The organism is Azospirillum sp., assembly GCF_035628975.1.
Classification (GTDB): Bacteria; Pseudomonadota; Alphaproteobacteria; order Azospirillales; family Azospirillaceae; genus Azospirillum.
Genome location: NZ_DASPIS010000098.1, coordinates 131,580 through 146,781 on the forward strand (window position 1 = coordinate 131,580; position 15,202 = coordinate 146,781).

At 67.2% G+C, this 15,202-nt stretch carries 15 protein-coding genes; 3 read left to right on the forward strand and 12 right to left on the reverse strand.

Annotation, left to right across the window (positions count from 1 at the left end; translation table 11 throughout):
- Positions 1-20 precede the first annotated feature (20 nt).
- The 11 genes from VD964_RS21865 to VD964_RS21915 all read right to left on the reverse strand — a co-directional run bounded on the left by VD964_RS21865 (position 21) and on the right by VD964_RS21915 (position 10,105).
- Positions 21-812, reverse strand: coding sequence for an SDR family NAD(P)-dependent oxidoreductase (locus VD964_RS21865; protein ID WP_324870608.1), 792 nt, complete (start codon positions 810-812; stop codon positions 21-23).
- A 76-nt stretch (positions 813-888) separates the two neighbouring features.
- Positions 889-1,968: a nickel-dependent hydrogenase large subunit gene (locus VD964_RS21870; RefSeq protein WP_324870609.1), complete on the reverse strand. Its 1,080-nt coding sequence runs from the start codon at positions 1,966-1,968 to the stop codon at positions 889-891.
- Between the two features lie 12 nt (positions 1,969-1,980).
- Positions 1,981-2,478 (reverse strand): NADH-quinone oxidoreductase subunit C, encoded by a 498-nt coding sequence (locus tag VD964_RS21875; RefSeq protein ID WP_324870610.1) that lies wholly within the window; start codon positions 2,476-2,478, stop codon positions 1,981-1,983.
- Entirely contained in the window at positions 2,468-2,992 is a 525-nt protein-coding gene (locus tag VD964_RS21880) for a 4Fe-4S dicluster domain-containing protein (protein ID WP_324870611.1), read from the reverse strand. Before VD964_RS21880 ends, VD964_RS21875 begins: the two co-directional genes overlap by 11 nt.
- 13 nt (positions 2,993-3,005) lie before the next feature.
- Complete coding sequence (locus tag VD964_RS21885) at positions 3,006-3,914, reverse strand: complex I subunit 1 family protein (RefSeq protein WP_324870612.1); 909 nt, start codon at positions 3,912-3,914, stop codon at positions 3,006-3,008.
- Entirely contained in the window at positions 3,911-4,390 is a 480-nt protein-coding gene (locus VD964_RS21890) for an NADH-quinone oxidoreductase subunit NuoB (protein ID WP_324870613.1), read from the reverse strand. Before VD964_RS21890 ends, VD964_RS21885 begins: the two co-directional genes overlap by 4 nt.
- Complete coding sequence (locus VD964_RS21895; protein WP_324870614.1) at positions 4,387-5,580, reverse strand: proton-conducting transporter membrane subunit; 1,194 nt, start codon at positions 5,578-5,580, stop codon at positions 4,387-4,389. The genes VD964_RS21890 and VD964_RS21895 overlap by 4 nt, the downstream gene beginning before the upstream one ends.
- 21 nt (positions 5,581-5,601) lie before the next feature.
- On the reverse strand, positions 5,602-7,452 hold the full coding sequence (locus VD964_RS21900; protein ID WP_324870615.1) for an NADH-quinone oxidoreductase subunit L: 1,851 nt from the start codon (positions 7,450-7,452) through the stop codon (positions 5,602-5,604).
- A 14-nt stretch (positions 7,453-7,466) separates the two neighbouring features.
- Positions 7,467-7,739, reverse strand: a complete 273-nt coding sequence (locus VD964_RS21905) for a MoaD/ThiS family protein (RefSeq protein WP_149224142.1) — start codon at positions 7,737-7,739, stop codon at positions 7,467-7,469.
- 81 nt (positions 7,740-7,820) lie between these two features.
- Positions 7,821-9,626, reverse strand: coding sequence for an aldehyde ferredoxin oxidoreductase family protein (locus VD964_RS21910; RefSeq protein ID WP_324870616.1), 1,806 nt, complete (start codon positions 9,624-9,626; stop codon positions 7,821-7,823).
- Positions 9,627-9,628: 2 nt separating this feature from the next.
- The gene (locus VD964_RS21915) at positions 9,629-10,105 is read right to left on the reverse strand and encodes a 4Fe-4S dicluster domain-containing protein (protein ID WP_324870617.1); all 477 of its coding nucleotides are present in this window, start codon (positions 10,103-10,105) and stop codon (positions 9,629-9,631) included.
- Positions 10,106-10,645: 540 nt separating this feature from the next.
- Between VD964_RS21915 and hypA the strand changes: the two genes are divergently transcribed.
- Positions 10,646-10,987: a hydrogenase maturation nickel metallochaperone HypA gene (hypA, locus tag VD964_RS21920; protein WP_324870618.1), complete on the forward strand. Its 342-nt coding sequence runs from the start codon at positions 10,646-10,648 to the stop codon at positions 10,985-10,987.
- Between the two features lie 87 nt (positions 10,988-11,074).
- On the opposite strand, the gene rpoH is transcribed toward hypA, so the two are convergent.
- On the reverse strand, positions 11,075-11,938 hold the full coding sequence (gene rpoH / locus VD964_RS21925; RefSeq protein WP_324870648.1) for an RNA polymerase sigma factor RpoH: 864 nt from the start codon (positions 11,936-11,938) through the stop codon (positions 11,075-11,077).
- 835 nt (positions 11,939-12,773) lie between these two features.
- Between rpoH and VD964_RS21930 the strand changes: the two genes are divergently transcribed.
- Positions 12,774-14,015 carry a polysaccharide pyruvyl transferase family protein gene (locus VD964_RS21930; RefSeq protein ID WP_324870619.1) on the forward strand — a complete coding sequence of 414 codons (1,242 nt, stop codon included), beginning with the start codon at positions 12,774-12,776 and terminating at the stop codon, positions 14,013-14,015.
- Positions 14,016-14,023: 8 nt separating this feature from the next.
- On the forward strand, positions 14,024-15,187 hold the full coding sequence (locus VD964_RS21935) for a hypothetical protein (RefSeq protein WP_324870620.1): 1,164 nt from the start codon (positions 14,024-14,026) through the stop codon (positions 15,185-15,187).
- The last annotated feature ends 15 nt before the right edge of the window (positions 15,188-15,202 follow it).

Sequence of the window (15,202 nt, forward strand, 5' to 3'; positions counted from 1 at the left end):
GGGCGGTGAGAGCCGGGGCCTCAGTGCTTGCCCGACCCCGGCTCCGCCATCTTGCGGTGCTGGCTGGCCAGCAGGCCGGACGGGGTAACGGTCGCCATCGCCGTCTGCAGCTTGTTCTTCCAGCCGGCAACCACGTCGCCCTCGCCCTTCATCATCGCATCGAAGCCGACCTTGGCGACCATCGCCGGATCGTCCTTCTTCCCCTGGCCGACCGCGGTGTCCATCATGTCGGCGCGCTCGAAGAACTCCGTGTCGGTCGGGCCGGGCATCAGGCAGGTCACGGTGATGTCGGTGTCCTTCAACTCGTCGCGCAACGCGAAGGAGAAGGAATCAATGAAGGCCTTGGTGCCGTTGTAGACGGCCTGGAAGCTGCCGGGCATGAAACCGGCGATGGAGCCGGTGATCAGTATGCGCCCCTGGTTGCGGGCGCGCATGTCGCGGCCGATTTTCTGGATCAGATAGAGCGTGCCGGTGATGTTGGTGTCGATGACATGGCGGGCTTCGGCGAAATCCTGGTCGAGGAAGCCATGGCCCAGCCCGTGCCCGGCATTGGCGAGCAGCGCATCGACCGGCCGGCCCTTCAGCGCGGCATAGAGCCGGTCCACCCCCTCCAGCGTGGCGAGGTCGGCCTGGACCGTCTCGACCGCGGCCCCCAGCTTGCGAAGCTCGCCCGCCGCCTGTTCGATCGCGGGATCGTCGGCGGCGATCACGAGGTCGAATCCATTGGAGGCGCATTGCCTGGCAAGTTCGAGGCCGATGCCGCTGGAGGCTCCGGTCACGATGGCGAGTTGCGTGTTGGCGGCGCGAGCCATGGGACTGCCCTTTCGAATGATGGCGTTGTCCCGTCAACCGCCGCCCGTGAAGGGTGGTTCCGACATCCCTCTCCCGCTATCTGTCGGTGCAGGAAATGCAGGGATCGACGGAGGCCTGGATGATCGACAGGTCGGCCAGCGGTTGTCCCACCACCATCGCCTCGATTGCCGGAATGTTCACGAAGGACGGCGTGCGGATCTTGACCCGCGCCGGGGTGGCTCCGCCTTCGGAGGCGACATAGTAGAAGGCCTCGCCCCGCGGCGCCTCGGTGCGGATGGTGGCCTCGCCGGCCGGAATTTCCGGCAAGCCCTGGGTGGCCCGCAAAGGCCCGGCGGGCAGGGACTGCAGCGCCTCGCGGATCAGGCGGATGCTCTCCACCATCTCCAGCGCCCGCACCACCACCCGGGCCAGCACGTCGCCCTCCGGCCGGACGACGCTTTCAAAGCCGAGATCGGCATAGGACAGGTAAGGCTGGTCCTTGCGCACGTCGATGTCGAGGCCGGAGGCGCGGGCGACCGGGCCGACCACCGCCCACTCCACCGCCTGCTCCCGCGTCAGCCGGCCGACGCCGCGGGTGCGGGCGAGCGCCGTCGGATTCTCGGTGAAGGTCGGAATGACGATCTCCGCCAGACCCTTGGACAGGGTGTCGAGCGCCGGCAGGTAGCGCTTGGGATCGGGAATGTCGCGAAGGACGCCGCCGATGCAGTTCATCCCGTAATTCACCCGGTTGCCGCTGATCGCCTCCAGCGTGTCCATCACCAGTTCGCGAAGCGTGAAGACCTCCATGAACAGGGAATGGAACCCGATGTCCTCCGCCCCCACCCCGGCCCACAGCAGGTGGGAATGCAGCCGCTCCAGCTCGGCGATGATGGTGCGGATGTGGGCGGCGCGCTTAGGCACCTCGATCCCGGCGATCGTCTCCGCCGCCATGCAGAAGGTCATGGCATGGGTGTTGGAACAGATGCCGCAGACACGTTCGATCAGGGTGATGACCTCCACCCAATTGCGCTTCTGCGCCAGCAGCTCGATCCCACGGAAGCTGAATCCGACCTCGACGGTGGCGCTGTCGATGACCTCGCCGCGGCACTGGACCTTGACCTTGAAGGGCTCTTCCAGCGCCGGGTGGTATGGGCCGAGCGGAAAGCTGTAGGGCATGACCGGAAACTCCTAGGAACGGGCCGGTTTGGCGGCCAAAGGCGAGGCCAGCGGCGAAGCAGGCTTGCGCGCGACCTCCGCCGGACGGCACATCGCCGCGCGCAGGGTGGCCGTGTCGATGCCTTCGGGCCGGATCAGCGGCACCGGGTTGGGATGGCCGGGGAACTCCACCGCGAATAGGTCGCGGATCTCCCGCTCCGCCCAGGACGCCGCGCGGACGGTCGGCGCCAGCGAGGCGAGCGCGCCGTTGCGGGTGCAGGTCTTCACGTTGATGACGCGATGCTCGTCGATGTAGTGGTAGATCACCGTCGATTCGGCGTCCTCGGCATGCGGGATGGCGGTGACGGTGCCGAGCCGGATGCCGAGCTCCGCCATGGCGGCGGCCATCGCCTCCACCTCCAGCAGCGGGGCATCGACCCACAGGGCGCCGTTGCGTTCGACGACGGTGCTGACGCCGGGGATGGCTTGCAGCGCATCGGCAAGCCGGCGGGGGTTGCGGTCAGCGGTCATGATGGGCCTCCTCCGCCGGTACGAAGGCAGCGCGCAGCTTCTCGCTCGCCGCCCGGCGCCGGCATTCCGGGCAAAGACCGCGCTCGGCCTCCTCCACGCCCCACAGCGCCTCGATGGTCGCATCCGGCAGCGGCACATGTGCGGCACCGCAGCGGGTGCAGGGCTGCAGCCGGATGACGCTTTCCAACCGCAGCCCGTCGCCGGCTGCGCTGTTCGTCGCGGCGGGCGCGTCGGCCTGCAGGCTAATGGCCCGCATCGGGCAGTTCTGCGCGCACAGCCCGCAGAAGGAGCATTGGCCGATGAAGAAATGCCAGGACACCGACACGCCGGGATCCTGGGTGAAGCTGATCGCTTTCGGTGCGCAGACGAAGGCGCAGGTGCCGCAGGCGGTGCAGCAGGCGGCATCATGGGCCAACGCGCCGCGGTAGACCGGCGGCACCTCCGGCATATCGGCAGGCGCCCGGGTGCGCGAGGGGCGCAGCAGGTTGCCGAGGATGGTTTTCAGCATGGCCATGGCGCATCCTCCCTCAACGGACCAGCGTCGCGGCCATGGTGACGGCCGACGCCAGCCCGCCCCAGACCCAGTAGAAGCGGAAGGCCTGCGTCAGCCGCAGCCGCGCCGTGGCGGTCGCCAGCAGAGTCACCCCGCCCAGCACCGCGACGCCCGCCGCCAGATAGACCAGCAGGTTGACCAGCGGCCAGGGCGTGGCCGGGATGAAGACCACGGCGAACAGCTCGGTCAGCAGAACCAGCTCGACCGCATGCGACAGCTTGAACAGGGCCAGCGGCGGGCCGCTGTATTCGATGTGGCTGTCGGCGACGATCTCATGCTCGGCATTGGCGATGGAGAAGGGGTTCAGCTTCATCCGCGCCGGCAGCGCCAGAAGGAAGGTCACCGCCGCCAGCAGATGGACAATGCCGTAAGGGGCGGCCTGCAGCGCGCTCATCTGGAAGCTTCCGGCCTCCTGCGCCATGGCGATGATGGCGACCAGGAAGGGAAGATTGTAGGCGAGCGACAGCAGCGCCTCGCGCATCGCCGCGACCTGCCCGTAGATGGAGCGGCTGACATAGCCGGCCAGCACCTCGCACAGGATCGGCACCTCCATCAGGTACAGCAGCAGCACGACGTCGCCCGGCAGCGACGGCGCCGGGTTGCCGGGCAGCGGCACGATGGCCAGCGCCGCCGTCACCGCCGCCACCGACACCACCGGCAGGGCCAGGAAGATGCCGCGGTTGACGCCGCGGGGGATCACCGTCTCCTTGCCCAGCAGCTTCATGAAGTCGAAGAAGGGCTGGAAGAAGGGGGGGCCCTGCCGCCCCTGCAGCCGCGCCACCAGCTTGCGCATGAACCACAGTTCCAGCCATCCCAGCGGGGCCGCGAGCAGCAGGCCCGGCCAGACGGCGAAGGCGACCAGATAGGACCAGACGGCGTTCATGACAGCCTCCCCCGCCGGCTCTCCAGCTGGCTCTTGGTGGCGCCGTCCTCCAGCAGCTTCGCGGCGCGGGCGATGCCGTCCAGGATGGCCTGCGGCCGCGGCGGGCAGCCGGGCACCCAGACGTCGACCGGAACGACGCTGTCGAGGGAGTCGCTCAGCACCAGCGGGCTGCCGGCGAAGACGTTGCCCGATGCCGGGCAGGACCCCAGCGCCACCACCGCCTTCGGATTGGGCACCTGCGCGTAGATGTCGAGGATGGCCTCGCGCGACCGCAGCGTCAGCGTGCCGGAGATCAGCACGATGTCCGCATGCTTGGGCGTGCCGTGCAGTTCGATCCCCAGTTGTTCGGCGTCGTAGCGCGGGCTCAGCAGCGGGGTGATCTCAATGTCGCAGCCGTTGCAGGACCCGGCGTTCAGGCGGCAGATCCAGGGAGACCGGCGGCGCGAGATCGCGATGACCCGTTCGATCAGGTTCATTTCACACCTCCCGCCGACTCTGTCGGCAGTGCGGCGACATGCGGATGCGGCTCGGAAGCCGGACGAAGCCCGTTGGGAGCCAACCCGAACAGCACCGGGGCGATGGCGAAGGCCAGCAGCACCAGGGCGGCGGCACGCGGAAGGGACCGTCCTACGACCGGCGCCTCCACCGGACCCAGCCAAACCCGGTGGATGGCGCGGACATAGCAGAGCAGCGCCATGGCCGACGACGCATAGAGCACCGCCAGCAGCAGCGGCCCGCCCAGCTCCGCTCCCGCCAGATAGAGCCGCCAATGCCCGACGAAGCCCAGCGTCGGCGGGATGCCGATGAAGCCCAGCGCCCCCAGCATGAAGGCGGCGCTCGCCACCGGCAGCGGGGTGGACAGGCCGCGGTCGTCCAACGTCAACGCCCGGCCGAGATGCCATTCGGCCGCGCCAACCGCGCCGAACAGCACGATCTTGCCCATCGCATGGCCGAGGATGCCGAACCACGCCCCGGCCATGCCGTCGGTCCCGCCGGCAACCAGACCCAGCAGCAGATAGCCCATGTCGTCGATGGAGGAGAAGGCCAGCATCGGCTTCAGTTCGCGCTGGGCCAGCGCCAGCAGCGCCGCGCCCAGCAGCGACAGCACCGCCAGCCCGATCCACAGCGGCGCAAAGTCTGTGAACAGCCAAGGGGCGATGTCACGCAGGGCCAGAAGCTCGCAGAAGGCGCCGACATCGACCACAGCGACGATCAGCGCCGTCGTCATCGCCGAGGAGGCGCGGGCCACCGCCGGCAGCCAGAAATAGACCGGCACCAGACCCAGCTTCAGCGCGACGCTGACCAGCAGCAGCGCCACCGCCAGCCGGTCCCAGGGCGCGGCCGGGCGCACCGCGCCAAGCTGGATGAGCGCCAGCGCCGTCCAGCCGCACAGCGTGGCGAGAGCCACCGCGGTCAGGTATTTGCGGGCGGCGGCGCGGGCCTCAGCGGTCCCGCCGCTCCACACCATGGCCACCGCCAGGAATTCGGCGGCCGACGCCAGCAGGACGGCGGCCCAGCCATGACCGGCCAGCCGGGCGGCGACCGCCAGGGCGACGGTGGCGGCGGCGAAGCGCCACCATCCGCCGTTCCCCTGCGGGATCACGCGGGCATAGAGCCCGACGCCGAGCGCGATCGCCAGAAAGAGGGGGATCAGCACCATGTCCATGATGGATGCCTCCGGCTGCGCTCAGACCAGCCACACGCCGGCCAGCGCCGCGACCGCGGCGAGACCGATGGCCAGGAGCGGACGATCCTCGAAAACCATGCGCGCCGCGGTCTGCGCTGCGCCGGCCACACTAGTCAGGCCGCGCCAGATCCGCAGGTAACCGGGATCGGGATCGAGCGAATAGACGGGATGGAAGGCGTGTTCGGCCATCTCGGCGAAATCGACGGCGCCGGGCCGGTCGCCGGCCGGCAGCGGCTCGCCGCCGGAATAAACCGAGACCAGCCCGGGCGCCGGCGCCTGGGCCAGCCGGTAGACCAGCAACCCCAGCATGGCCGATGCCAGCACCACCACGCCGCCAACGGTCATCGCGATGCTGCCGCGGTCGGTCAGGATGCCGAGCCAGCTCATCTGCACCGCCCAGTCGAAGCCCAGCGAGCGCACGGCCGGCGCCACCACCGGCACCATCAGCAGCTGCGGCGCCAGCCCGAACAGCAGGCACAGCCCCGCCATGGAACCCATGCCGGCCAGCATGCTGGGCGACGCCTCATGCACTGGACGGCCGAGCATCGCCTTGGACGGCACGCCGTAGAAGGCGTTGACGGTGGCCTTGAGGAAGGAGAAGGCGGTCAGGATGCTGCCGATCCAGCCGACCAGCACCACGATCAGCAGCCCCTTGTCCAACGCGGCGCCGAACAGCAGCCATTTGGCGACGAAGCCGTTGGTCAGCGGCACGCCCGCGATCGACGCGGCGGCGACGATCCACACCTTCGCCGTTCCCGGCATCGCGGTGGCGATCCCGCCGAGATCCCGCAGGTCGCGGGTGCCGGTCGCGTGCTGGATGGCGCCGGCGCACATGAACAGCGTGCCTTTGAACAGCGCATGGCTCAGGCAATAGAACAGCCCGGCCGCCAGCCCTAGATCGGTGCCGAGCGCCAGCCCGACGACGATGTAGCCGAGCTGGCTCACGGTGTGGAAGGCCAGCAGCCGCTTCAGATCGGTCTGCGCCATGGCGAAGATGACGCCGACCAGGATGGTGACGCAGCCGACCGCCAGCAGCGGCACCTCCAGCGCTACCTGCCATTGCCCATCCCCGATCACATACATGCGGGCGATCAGATAGACGCCCGCCTTGACGTAGCAGGCGGAATGCAGCAGTGCCGACACCGGAGTCGGGGCGTTCATCGCCTCCGGAATCCAGGTGTGCAGTGGGAACATCACCGACTTCGCCATCGCCGCGACGATGAACAGCGCCGCGACGCCGGAGGTGAAGGCCGACCCCACCGCCGGATCGGTCCAGACCAGCGTCCCGGCGCGGGAATAGACCAGCACCAGCCCGATCAGGAAGCCGTAGCCCGCCAGATGGGTGATGACCAGCACCTTGCGGGCGCCGTCGGTCGCCGCTCTCTGCCGGTACCAGAAGCCGACCAGGCTGTAGGAGCACAGCCCGATCACCTCCCACGCCATATAGGCGCCCAGCATGTCGGCCGCACTCGACAGCAGCAGCAGTCCGGCGATGAAGACCAGCATGATGGCGTAGAAGCGCGTCGTGCCCTGCTCCTCATGCTCCATGTAGCGGACGGAGAACAGCAGGATGGCGGCGCCGATGCCGGTCCCCATCAGCATGAACAGGACGCTCAGCCCGTCGATGCGCAGGCCAAGGGAGAACGGCCCGTCCCACACCGGCAGCAGCGGCGCCTCCATCGCGATGCCGGCCATGGCGGCGGGCACCAGCGGCAGCGTGGCGAGGAAGGAGGCGAAGACCGCCGCGGTCGCGAGCACGCCCTTGCCGACCGGCGTCAACAGCCGGGCGAGGAGCAGTTGCAGGACGAAGCCGCCAAGCAGAAGAAGAATGGGGAGCGTGATGGAGGTCATGGCCCGCCCCTTTCTCAGCCGCCGGCCAGCGGCGGAAAGATGAAGACGTCGGAATCCGGGGTCAGCGGCGTGTCCAGCCCTTGCAGGCCGCGCACGTCCTGGCCGTTGACCAGGATGATGGCGAAGCCGGCCAATTCACCGTCCTTGAGGATCCATCGGGCGAAGTTCGGGCCGTATTCGGCGACCAGATCGCGCAGCAGGTCGCGGACGGTCGGTGCCGGCCGCTCCCAGATCTCACTGCGTTTTTTGGTCGCTTCGCGCAGCAGCGCGAAATAGGAGACTTTCATGGCACAGCTGCCTTCCTGCCCAGATAGGCACCGGACCGAGGCCGGACCGCCGCCGCTGGATGCGGCGGCGGTCCGGTGGGGTCAGGCCAGCGCCAGGGCGCTCAGCTTCTCCTTGGTCGGAACGCCTTGGGCGTCCCAGCCGCGGGCACCGTAGTAGAGCGGCAACATTTCAGGCAGGCGGCTGACCGCCCCCTTCGATGCGCCGGTCACGATCGGCTCATTGAGCAGGCGCGGCGGCAGCGTATCGTCGGCGGCCGTCAGGCCGGCCTTCAGGTTCCACAGCCGCTCCAGGTTCCAAACCCGCTCGCCCGCCTCGATGAAGCTGTCGCCGGTGTAGGCGAAGCCGGTCAGCGCGGTCATCAGTTCGGCGAATTCCGGCGCACCGATGCCGAAAGTGGTGAACAGGCAGGAGCCGCTCGAATCCAGCGCCGCCGTCAGGTTCTGGAACAGCGCCACCAGTTCGGCCTTGCCGTCGATGCTGTCCTTGTCGACCTTCACCGGCACGCCCAGCACTTCGGGGCTGATGGTATAGCCGCGGACATGGCAGCCGCCGCGGTTGTTGGTGGCATAGTTCAGGCCGATGCCCTGCACCGCGCGCGGGTCGTAGGCCGGCATCTCCTGCTTCTTGACGGTCATCGACAGTTCCGGATGGCCGTAGAGGCTCGCCAACCGGTAAGATCCCAGCGCCAGCTTCTTGCCGAAGCCCTGCCCCAGGCCGGTCAGCCGCACCGCCTCCACCATCGCGTCGGCGTTGCCGAAGTCCAGTTCCAGCCCTTCGGTATCGTCACGTGTGATGATGCCACGGTGGAACAGCTCCATGGCGCAGGCGACCGTGCCACCCATGGAGATGGTGTCGAGACCATATTCGTTGCAGTAATAGTTGGCCTTGACCACCGCATCCAGGTCGTCGATCCGGCAGTCCGGCCCGAAGCCCCAGGCGGTTTCATACTCCGGCCCTTCGCCCTCGCCCTTGTATTTGGGGTTGCTGACCTTGGTGGCACGGCCGCAGGAGATGATGCAGGAGAAGCAGCCCTTCGGCCGCTGCAGCTGGTTGGCCGCCAGCGTTTCGCCGCCGACCTTGTCGGCGGTCGGGAAATGGCCGTCCTGGAAGTTGCCGGTCGGCAGGCCGCCCACCGAATTCAGGATGTTGACCAGCACGTTGGTGCCGTAGAGGCGCAGGCCGGTGCCGCCGACCGGATGCTCCTTGATCATGGTGCTGGCCTTGGCGACCGCGGCAAGGAAGGCCTCCTTGTCGGCGACGGTCACCGCGCCGGTGCCGCGCACCACCACCGCCTTCAGGTTCTTGGACCCCATCACCGCACCGACGCCGGTACGGCCGGCGGCGCGCTGCATGTCGTTCATGATCGAGGCGATGTAGGACAGCTTCTCGCCCGCCGGGCCGATGCAGGCGATCTTGGCGTCGGCCGCCGTCTCGGCATTCAGCGTCTCGGTGGTTTCCGGCACATCCTTGCCCCACAGATGGGCGGCGTCGCGGATTTCCACCTTGTCGTCCTGGATCCACAGATAGACCGGCTTGGCAGCGCGGCCTTCCAGGATCAGCATGTCGTAGCCGGCATATTTCAGCTCCGGCCCCCAGGCGCCGCCGGAGTTCGACGCGGCGATGGTGCCGGTCAGCGGCCCCTTGGTGACGACATCGTAGCGCCCGGCCGACGGCGCGAAGGTGCCGGTCATCGGCCCGGAGGCGAAGATCAGCTTGTTCGCCGACGACAGCGGATCCACCGTGGGATCGACCTCGTCATACATGTATTTGGTGCCCAGCCCGCGGGCGCCGATGTAATCGCGCGCCAAGTCGGGCTTCAGCGCTTCGGTCGTGATCTTGCCGGTGCCGAGATCGACCCGAAGGATTTTTCCAATCCAGCCATGCATGATCAGACCTCCGCGAAGGCGTTCTTGAGCTTGGCGGCGAAGGAGCGCTTGCGCGCCTGCGCCGAGACGGTGTCCTCGACCCATTCAAGCGCATGGGTGGGGCAAATGGCCGCGCAGGACGGCGCACCGTCGCAGGTGTCGCATTTCAGGATCTGCAGGCTCTGGAAATCCCAGGACGCGCAGCCGAAGGGGCAGGCCTGCACGCACATCTTGCAGCCGATGCACTTCCCGGCATCCAGCTCCACCTGTCCGTTCCCCGGGTTGCGGTGCATGGCCTTGGGCATGCAGACGGCGACGCAGGCGGGGTCCTTGCACTGCTGGCACATCATGGGAACGGAGAAGCCTTCGCGCTCCCACGTATAGACATGGACGCGGGACGCTTTCGGGCGAAAGCTCCCCTCATGCTCCATGGAACAGGCCAGTTCGCAATTGCGGCATCCGGTGCATTTGTCCGGATGGATCATCAGCATCATGCTCATGGTCGATGACCTCCTCGATACCGTGACGCGGGCGCAGCTTGCGGTTGGCGGCCGTTCTTGCGCGTCCGGCTCTGGGATGACCCCGGATGGTCCCGCACCCCCGCACGCAATGCGGATCGCCGCCAAAAGGATGGGCGGTCCAATTGCGTCGACAGGGAGGGCGCCGGCATGCGGCGCACGGGATGCGCGGGTGATGTCCGTCGGGGACCGGTCCGGGGACGATGCCGATCCGTCAGGACGGTTCCGGGCTCAGGGTGGGTGGCAACCGGCGATGACCGGCTCCATCCCGCGGAAGGAGATGTTGGGGAAGAGTAGGCTACGCGCCGTGGTGTCGTTCATAATCTTGGCCCGCTATGATCGGAAAAACATAGGGCCCGTCTGGCGACTTGGTCTGGAAGGCGGGTCTGGCAATCTTTGGAACAGACATGCCAGCTTTATCACGACTTGGCATGCTCCGATATGATTTACATCAACGCGCGCAGACCGTTTGCGGTGAAGACTTGATACAATTGGCGGCTGGTCGTTCGGCGGGTGTAATCGATGCATGAACTGTCGCTGTGCGAAAGCATCGTCGCCATGGTGGCGGAAAGCGCCCGTCGTGAGGGATTGCACCGGGTCACCCGCGTGACGGTCGACATCGGCGTGGCATCCGCCATCGATCCGGACGCCCTGCTGTTCTGCTTTCCCATCGTGACGGAGGGCACGGCCGCGGCGGGGGCGGAACTCGTCGTCAACCGCATCGCGCTGAAGGCCCGCTGCACCGGTTGCGGAACCGACTTCTCCCCGGAAACACTGATCTCCCCCTGCCCATCTTGCGGCGGCCATGATCGCACTCTGCTGGCTGGGCGCGACATGCGGGTGGTGTCGTTCGAGGGGGAGTGAGGAGTCCGGACAAGAAAAAGGCGCGGCCTTCCGAAAGCCGCGCCCCAGGACACTCAAATTCGAGACAACAGGTTCGAACCCGCGCGATCAGGCGCGGGACAGCAGACGGTTCTTTTCCACTGCCGCCTGTTCCGTCCGCGCATTGGCGATCACCGCCTTCTGGAGCTTCTCGAAGGCACGCACCTCCAGCTGCCGGACGCGCTCGCGCGAGACGTGGAAGGTCTGGCTCAGCTCCTCCAGCGTCAGCGGCTCGTCACGCAGGCGGCGGGCTACCAGGATCTGGCGCTCGCGGTCGTCCAGCACACCCAGCCCCAGCTTCAGGAACTGCTGGCGCCGGCGGCGTTCCTCGGAGTCGGCAAGCGTCGTCTCCTGGTCGGGACGATCGTCGGCCAGCAGATCCAGCCATTCGGCGTCGCCGTCTTCCGACAGCCCGACATTCAGCGAACGGTCGTTGCCCAGGCGGCGGTTCATCTCCACCACCTCGGCCTTCGACACGTTCAGTTCGGTGGCGATGGTCTCCACCGCGTCCGGCGACAGGTCGCCGCTCTCCAGTTCCTGCATCCGCGCCTTCAGGCGGCGCAGGCTGAAGAACAGCTTCTTCTGGCCGGCCGTGGTGCCGATCTTCACCAGCGACCAGTTGTGCAGGACATATTCCTGGATCGCCGCACGCACCCACCAGGACGCATAGGTGGCGAAGCGGAAGCCCTTGGACGGATCGAACTTCTGCGCCGCCTGCATCACGCCCACATTGCCTTCGGCCACCAGATCGGCCAACGGCAAGCCATAGCCGAGATAGCCGCGGGCCATCTTGACGACGAGCCGCAGATGGCTGCCGACCAGCTTGTCGAGTGCCGCCGGGTCCTGGTGGTCGTGCCAGCGGACGGTCAGTTCATGTTCCTGCTCGGGCGTCAGGTACTGGTACTTGCGGGCATCCTGCAGATAAAGCTGCATCGGTTCGGCGGTACGCGGTTCGTTGATGCGAGCCCCGGTGGAGTTGGATTGGGTGGTGCGGGTTTGAACGGTGTGGGTTTCAGCGTCTCGCTGCATGGTGTCTCTGTCTCTCCCAGCCGACGGAAACGGCGGCGCAGGGGATTGCCCCCCGCGTCGTTCGGGTCGGTCCTGTTGACGTTGGGTTTGTTTGTTCGTTGCGTTGCCGGCATTCGACGCTGCCGGACGGCGTGCACCGGTGGCGGTGCTGGATCGTGAAGGGTCCTCTCCAGCCCCGCGGGCAGCGCCGCGACCGGGGAAGGATCGCGGCAGCCGGCACGCCACGGGGCCGGAGAGGAGAGGCAGGGCCACGCCATTCAGCGCAGCCGAACCGAAGGGAACGGATCGATCACAAAAGCGGAAACCATCCTGTAGGGGCCGGCGCGTTCAACGGCGCAACAGACTCTATATAGGAATTTCGGCAACGGATTAAAGGGGCGCCCAGGTGAATTTTCCTGGCACCTTAGCTTACGCTTGGTCCTGCATCTGGATTGGCGGGAACCTCGGCTGAAATAGGACGGCGCATTGCCGGTTTCAAGCCCATCGCTCTGGCGCGACGCCTCTCATGATCCCTGGAGGAACTTCGTTCGAATTTCGATACGCTTCCATGAATTATCACAGGATATCTTGCTGCCGGTCGGCCAAGAGCCCGCGATCACCCTACTTTGCAAAGAAAATCAAAGCATAGTCTGCGAATTTCCTCTTTGTGTTATTTTTCGGATGTCACTTGCAGTCGTACCTCTTCTGCGCATACCGTCGGTTCGTTTCCAGCATCCACCGACCCGAGGCTAGAGCCGACATGCTTGAAGACATCGTCATCGATACTCCTGTCGACCGGCCGCACACTTCCGGACAAGGCTCCGGCCGTGCGTCGTCCCAGCCTCTGCGCGTCGCGGTGCTGTGGAAGACGCCGAATCTCGGCCTGTATTCGAACGCCGCATTCGACGACCTGTACAACGGCATCGGGCACAACAACGGCAACCTCGCCTTCGTGCATTCGATCTGCAGCCACATCACCAATCCGGTGAAGCATTTCAGCTGGGGATCCTCGGCCGACACGCTGCGGAACAACGCCGACATCATCGTCATCCCCTGCGCCAACCAGCTTGGCCGCCACACCGATTACGGGCAGATGGCGGAGAATCTGGAAAAGTCCGGCCTGCCGATTGTCGCCATCGGCCTCGGCGCCCAGGCGAACAGCTATGACCACGACATCGAACTCAGCCCCGGCACGCTGCGCTGGGCCCAGGTGATCGCGGCGTCGAACCCGTCCTCCGCGACCTCCCCCAACATCTACACCCGCGGCGCCTACACCACGGCGCAGCTGGACAAGCTCGGCATCACCGGCTCCCTGCCGGGCGGCTGCCCGTCGCATTTCCTGAACCAGGCCCCGGGGCTGGGCCGCAAGATCCACGCGAACTGGTCGGCTCTCGACCTGCCGCGCTCGATCACGGTGGCCGGCGGCCATCAGGCCTGGGTCAAGACGCGGGAGATCGAACACCAGCTGATCGCCCTGATGATGGACCCCATCGCGCCGGGCCAGTACATCGTCCAATCGATGGGCGAGATGATCAAGGCCTCCCGCGGCCTGTTCGACGGCATCGACGCGCATGCGCTGAAGGAAATCCACCGCCACACCGTGCCGCACTACTCCTTCGAGGAGTTCAAGGCCTGGTGCCGGAACTACATGCGCTCCTACTATGACGTGCCGGCCTGGATGGATACCCTGCGCCAGCAGGACCTGACCATCGGCTGCCGCTATCACGGCGTCGCCCTGGCGATCCAGGCGGAACGGATGGGCCTGACGGTGACCATCGACTCCCGCACGCGCGAGCTGTGCGAGAACACCGGCGTTCCCTATGTCGATGCCGCCGACCTGACGGCGCCGCTGACCCGTACGCGCCTGAAGTCGCTGATCAGCTTCGATCCCGACGCCTACGACCGCCACCGTGCGGAGTCGGCCACCCGCTACCTGGACTTCCTGGTCGCCAACCGGCTGCAGCCGGCCCCCTTCCTGAAGTCCATCGCCGCCGGCAAGTGACCCCGGCCATGCGCCGCCGGACCGCAGCGCTCGCGCTGTCGCTGGGCCTTGCCTTGATATCAGGGACAGCGGAAGCGCAAACGCTGACGGTAAGGAAAGCCGGGGAGCCGGAAACGGTCACCTCCTGGCAGCGTGACGCCTGTGCGAAGAGCGACGCGCCGGACACCCCGGCGCGCGCCTTTCGCGATTCCGGCGGCACCGTGCATCTGATCGCCTCGCACTCCACCGCGCGGGCCCTCACCGGCGCGTCGCTGGATGACGTGCGCCCCAACTGCGCCGTCATCTTCGAGGGCCATGGGCAGGACGACCCGCGCCTGCACGACGACCGCAGCTGGATTTCGTCCTTCTACACGCTGGAGGGCAGCACGGTGTTCGCGCTGGTCAGCAACGAGTTCCATGCCCAGAAGCGGCGGGCGCTCTGCCCATCCGGCGAATACATGCGCTGCTGGCGCAACAGCATCACCGCGGCGGTCTCCACCGACGGCGGGGCGAGCTTCCGGCTGAGCGCCGCTCCGCCCGGCCACACCGTCGCGACGCTGCCCTATGCCTACAGCGGCGACGCCGGCAAACGCACCGGCTACTTCGCCCCCAGCAACATCGTCCGCCATGGCGACCACTGGTACGCCTTCCTATGGGCCGAACGGTTCGGCGCGCAGAAGCGCGGCGCCTGCCTGATGCGGACCGACAACCTCGCCGATCCGCAATCCTGGCGCGGCTGGGATGGAAAGTCCTTCGCGGTCCGCTTCGTCCGCGACGGACAGACCAGCGATGCGCCGGAAGCCCATCTCTGCGCCCCGGTGGCGCCCGGCACACTGCAAGGCACCGTCCGCAGCGTCGTCCGCCATCGGGCGAGCGGCCAATTCATCGCCACGCTGGCGATGACCCGTAACGGACAGACCGGCATTTGGACCACGACCTCGCCTGACCTGCTCACCTGGTCGAAACCGCAGCTGCTGTGGGCGGCACCCCTGCTGTTCCGCTACGGCTGCGGCGATGCCGCGGCCTTCGACTACCCCGCCCTTCTCGACCCCGTCAGCAAGAGCCGCAATTTCGAGGATGTCGGCGGGACCGCCTACCTCTACATGACGCGGCTGAACCTGACCGGGTGCAGGATCACCTGGAATCGCGATCTCGTCCGCATGCCGGTCGAGATCTCCGCACCCAGCCCGTAAAGGAAACGACCCCGG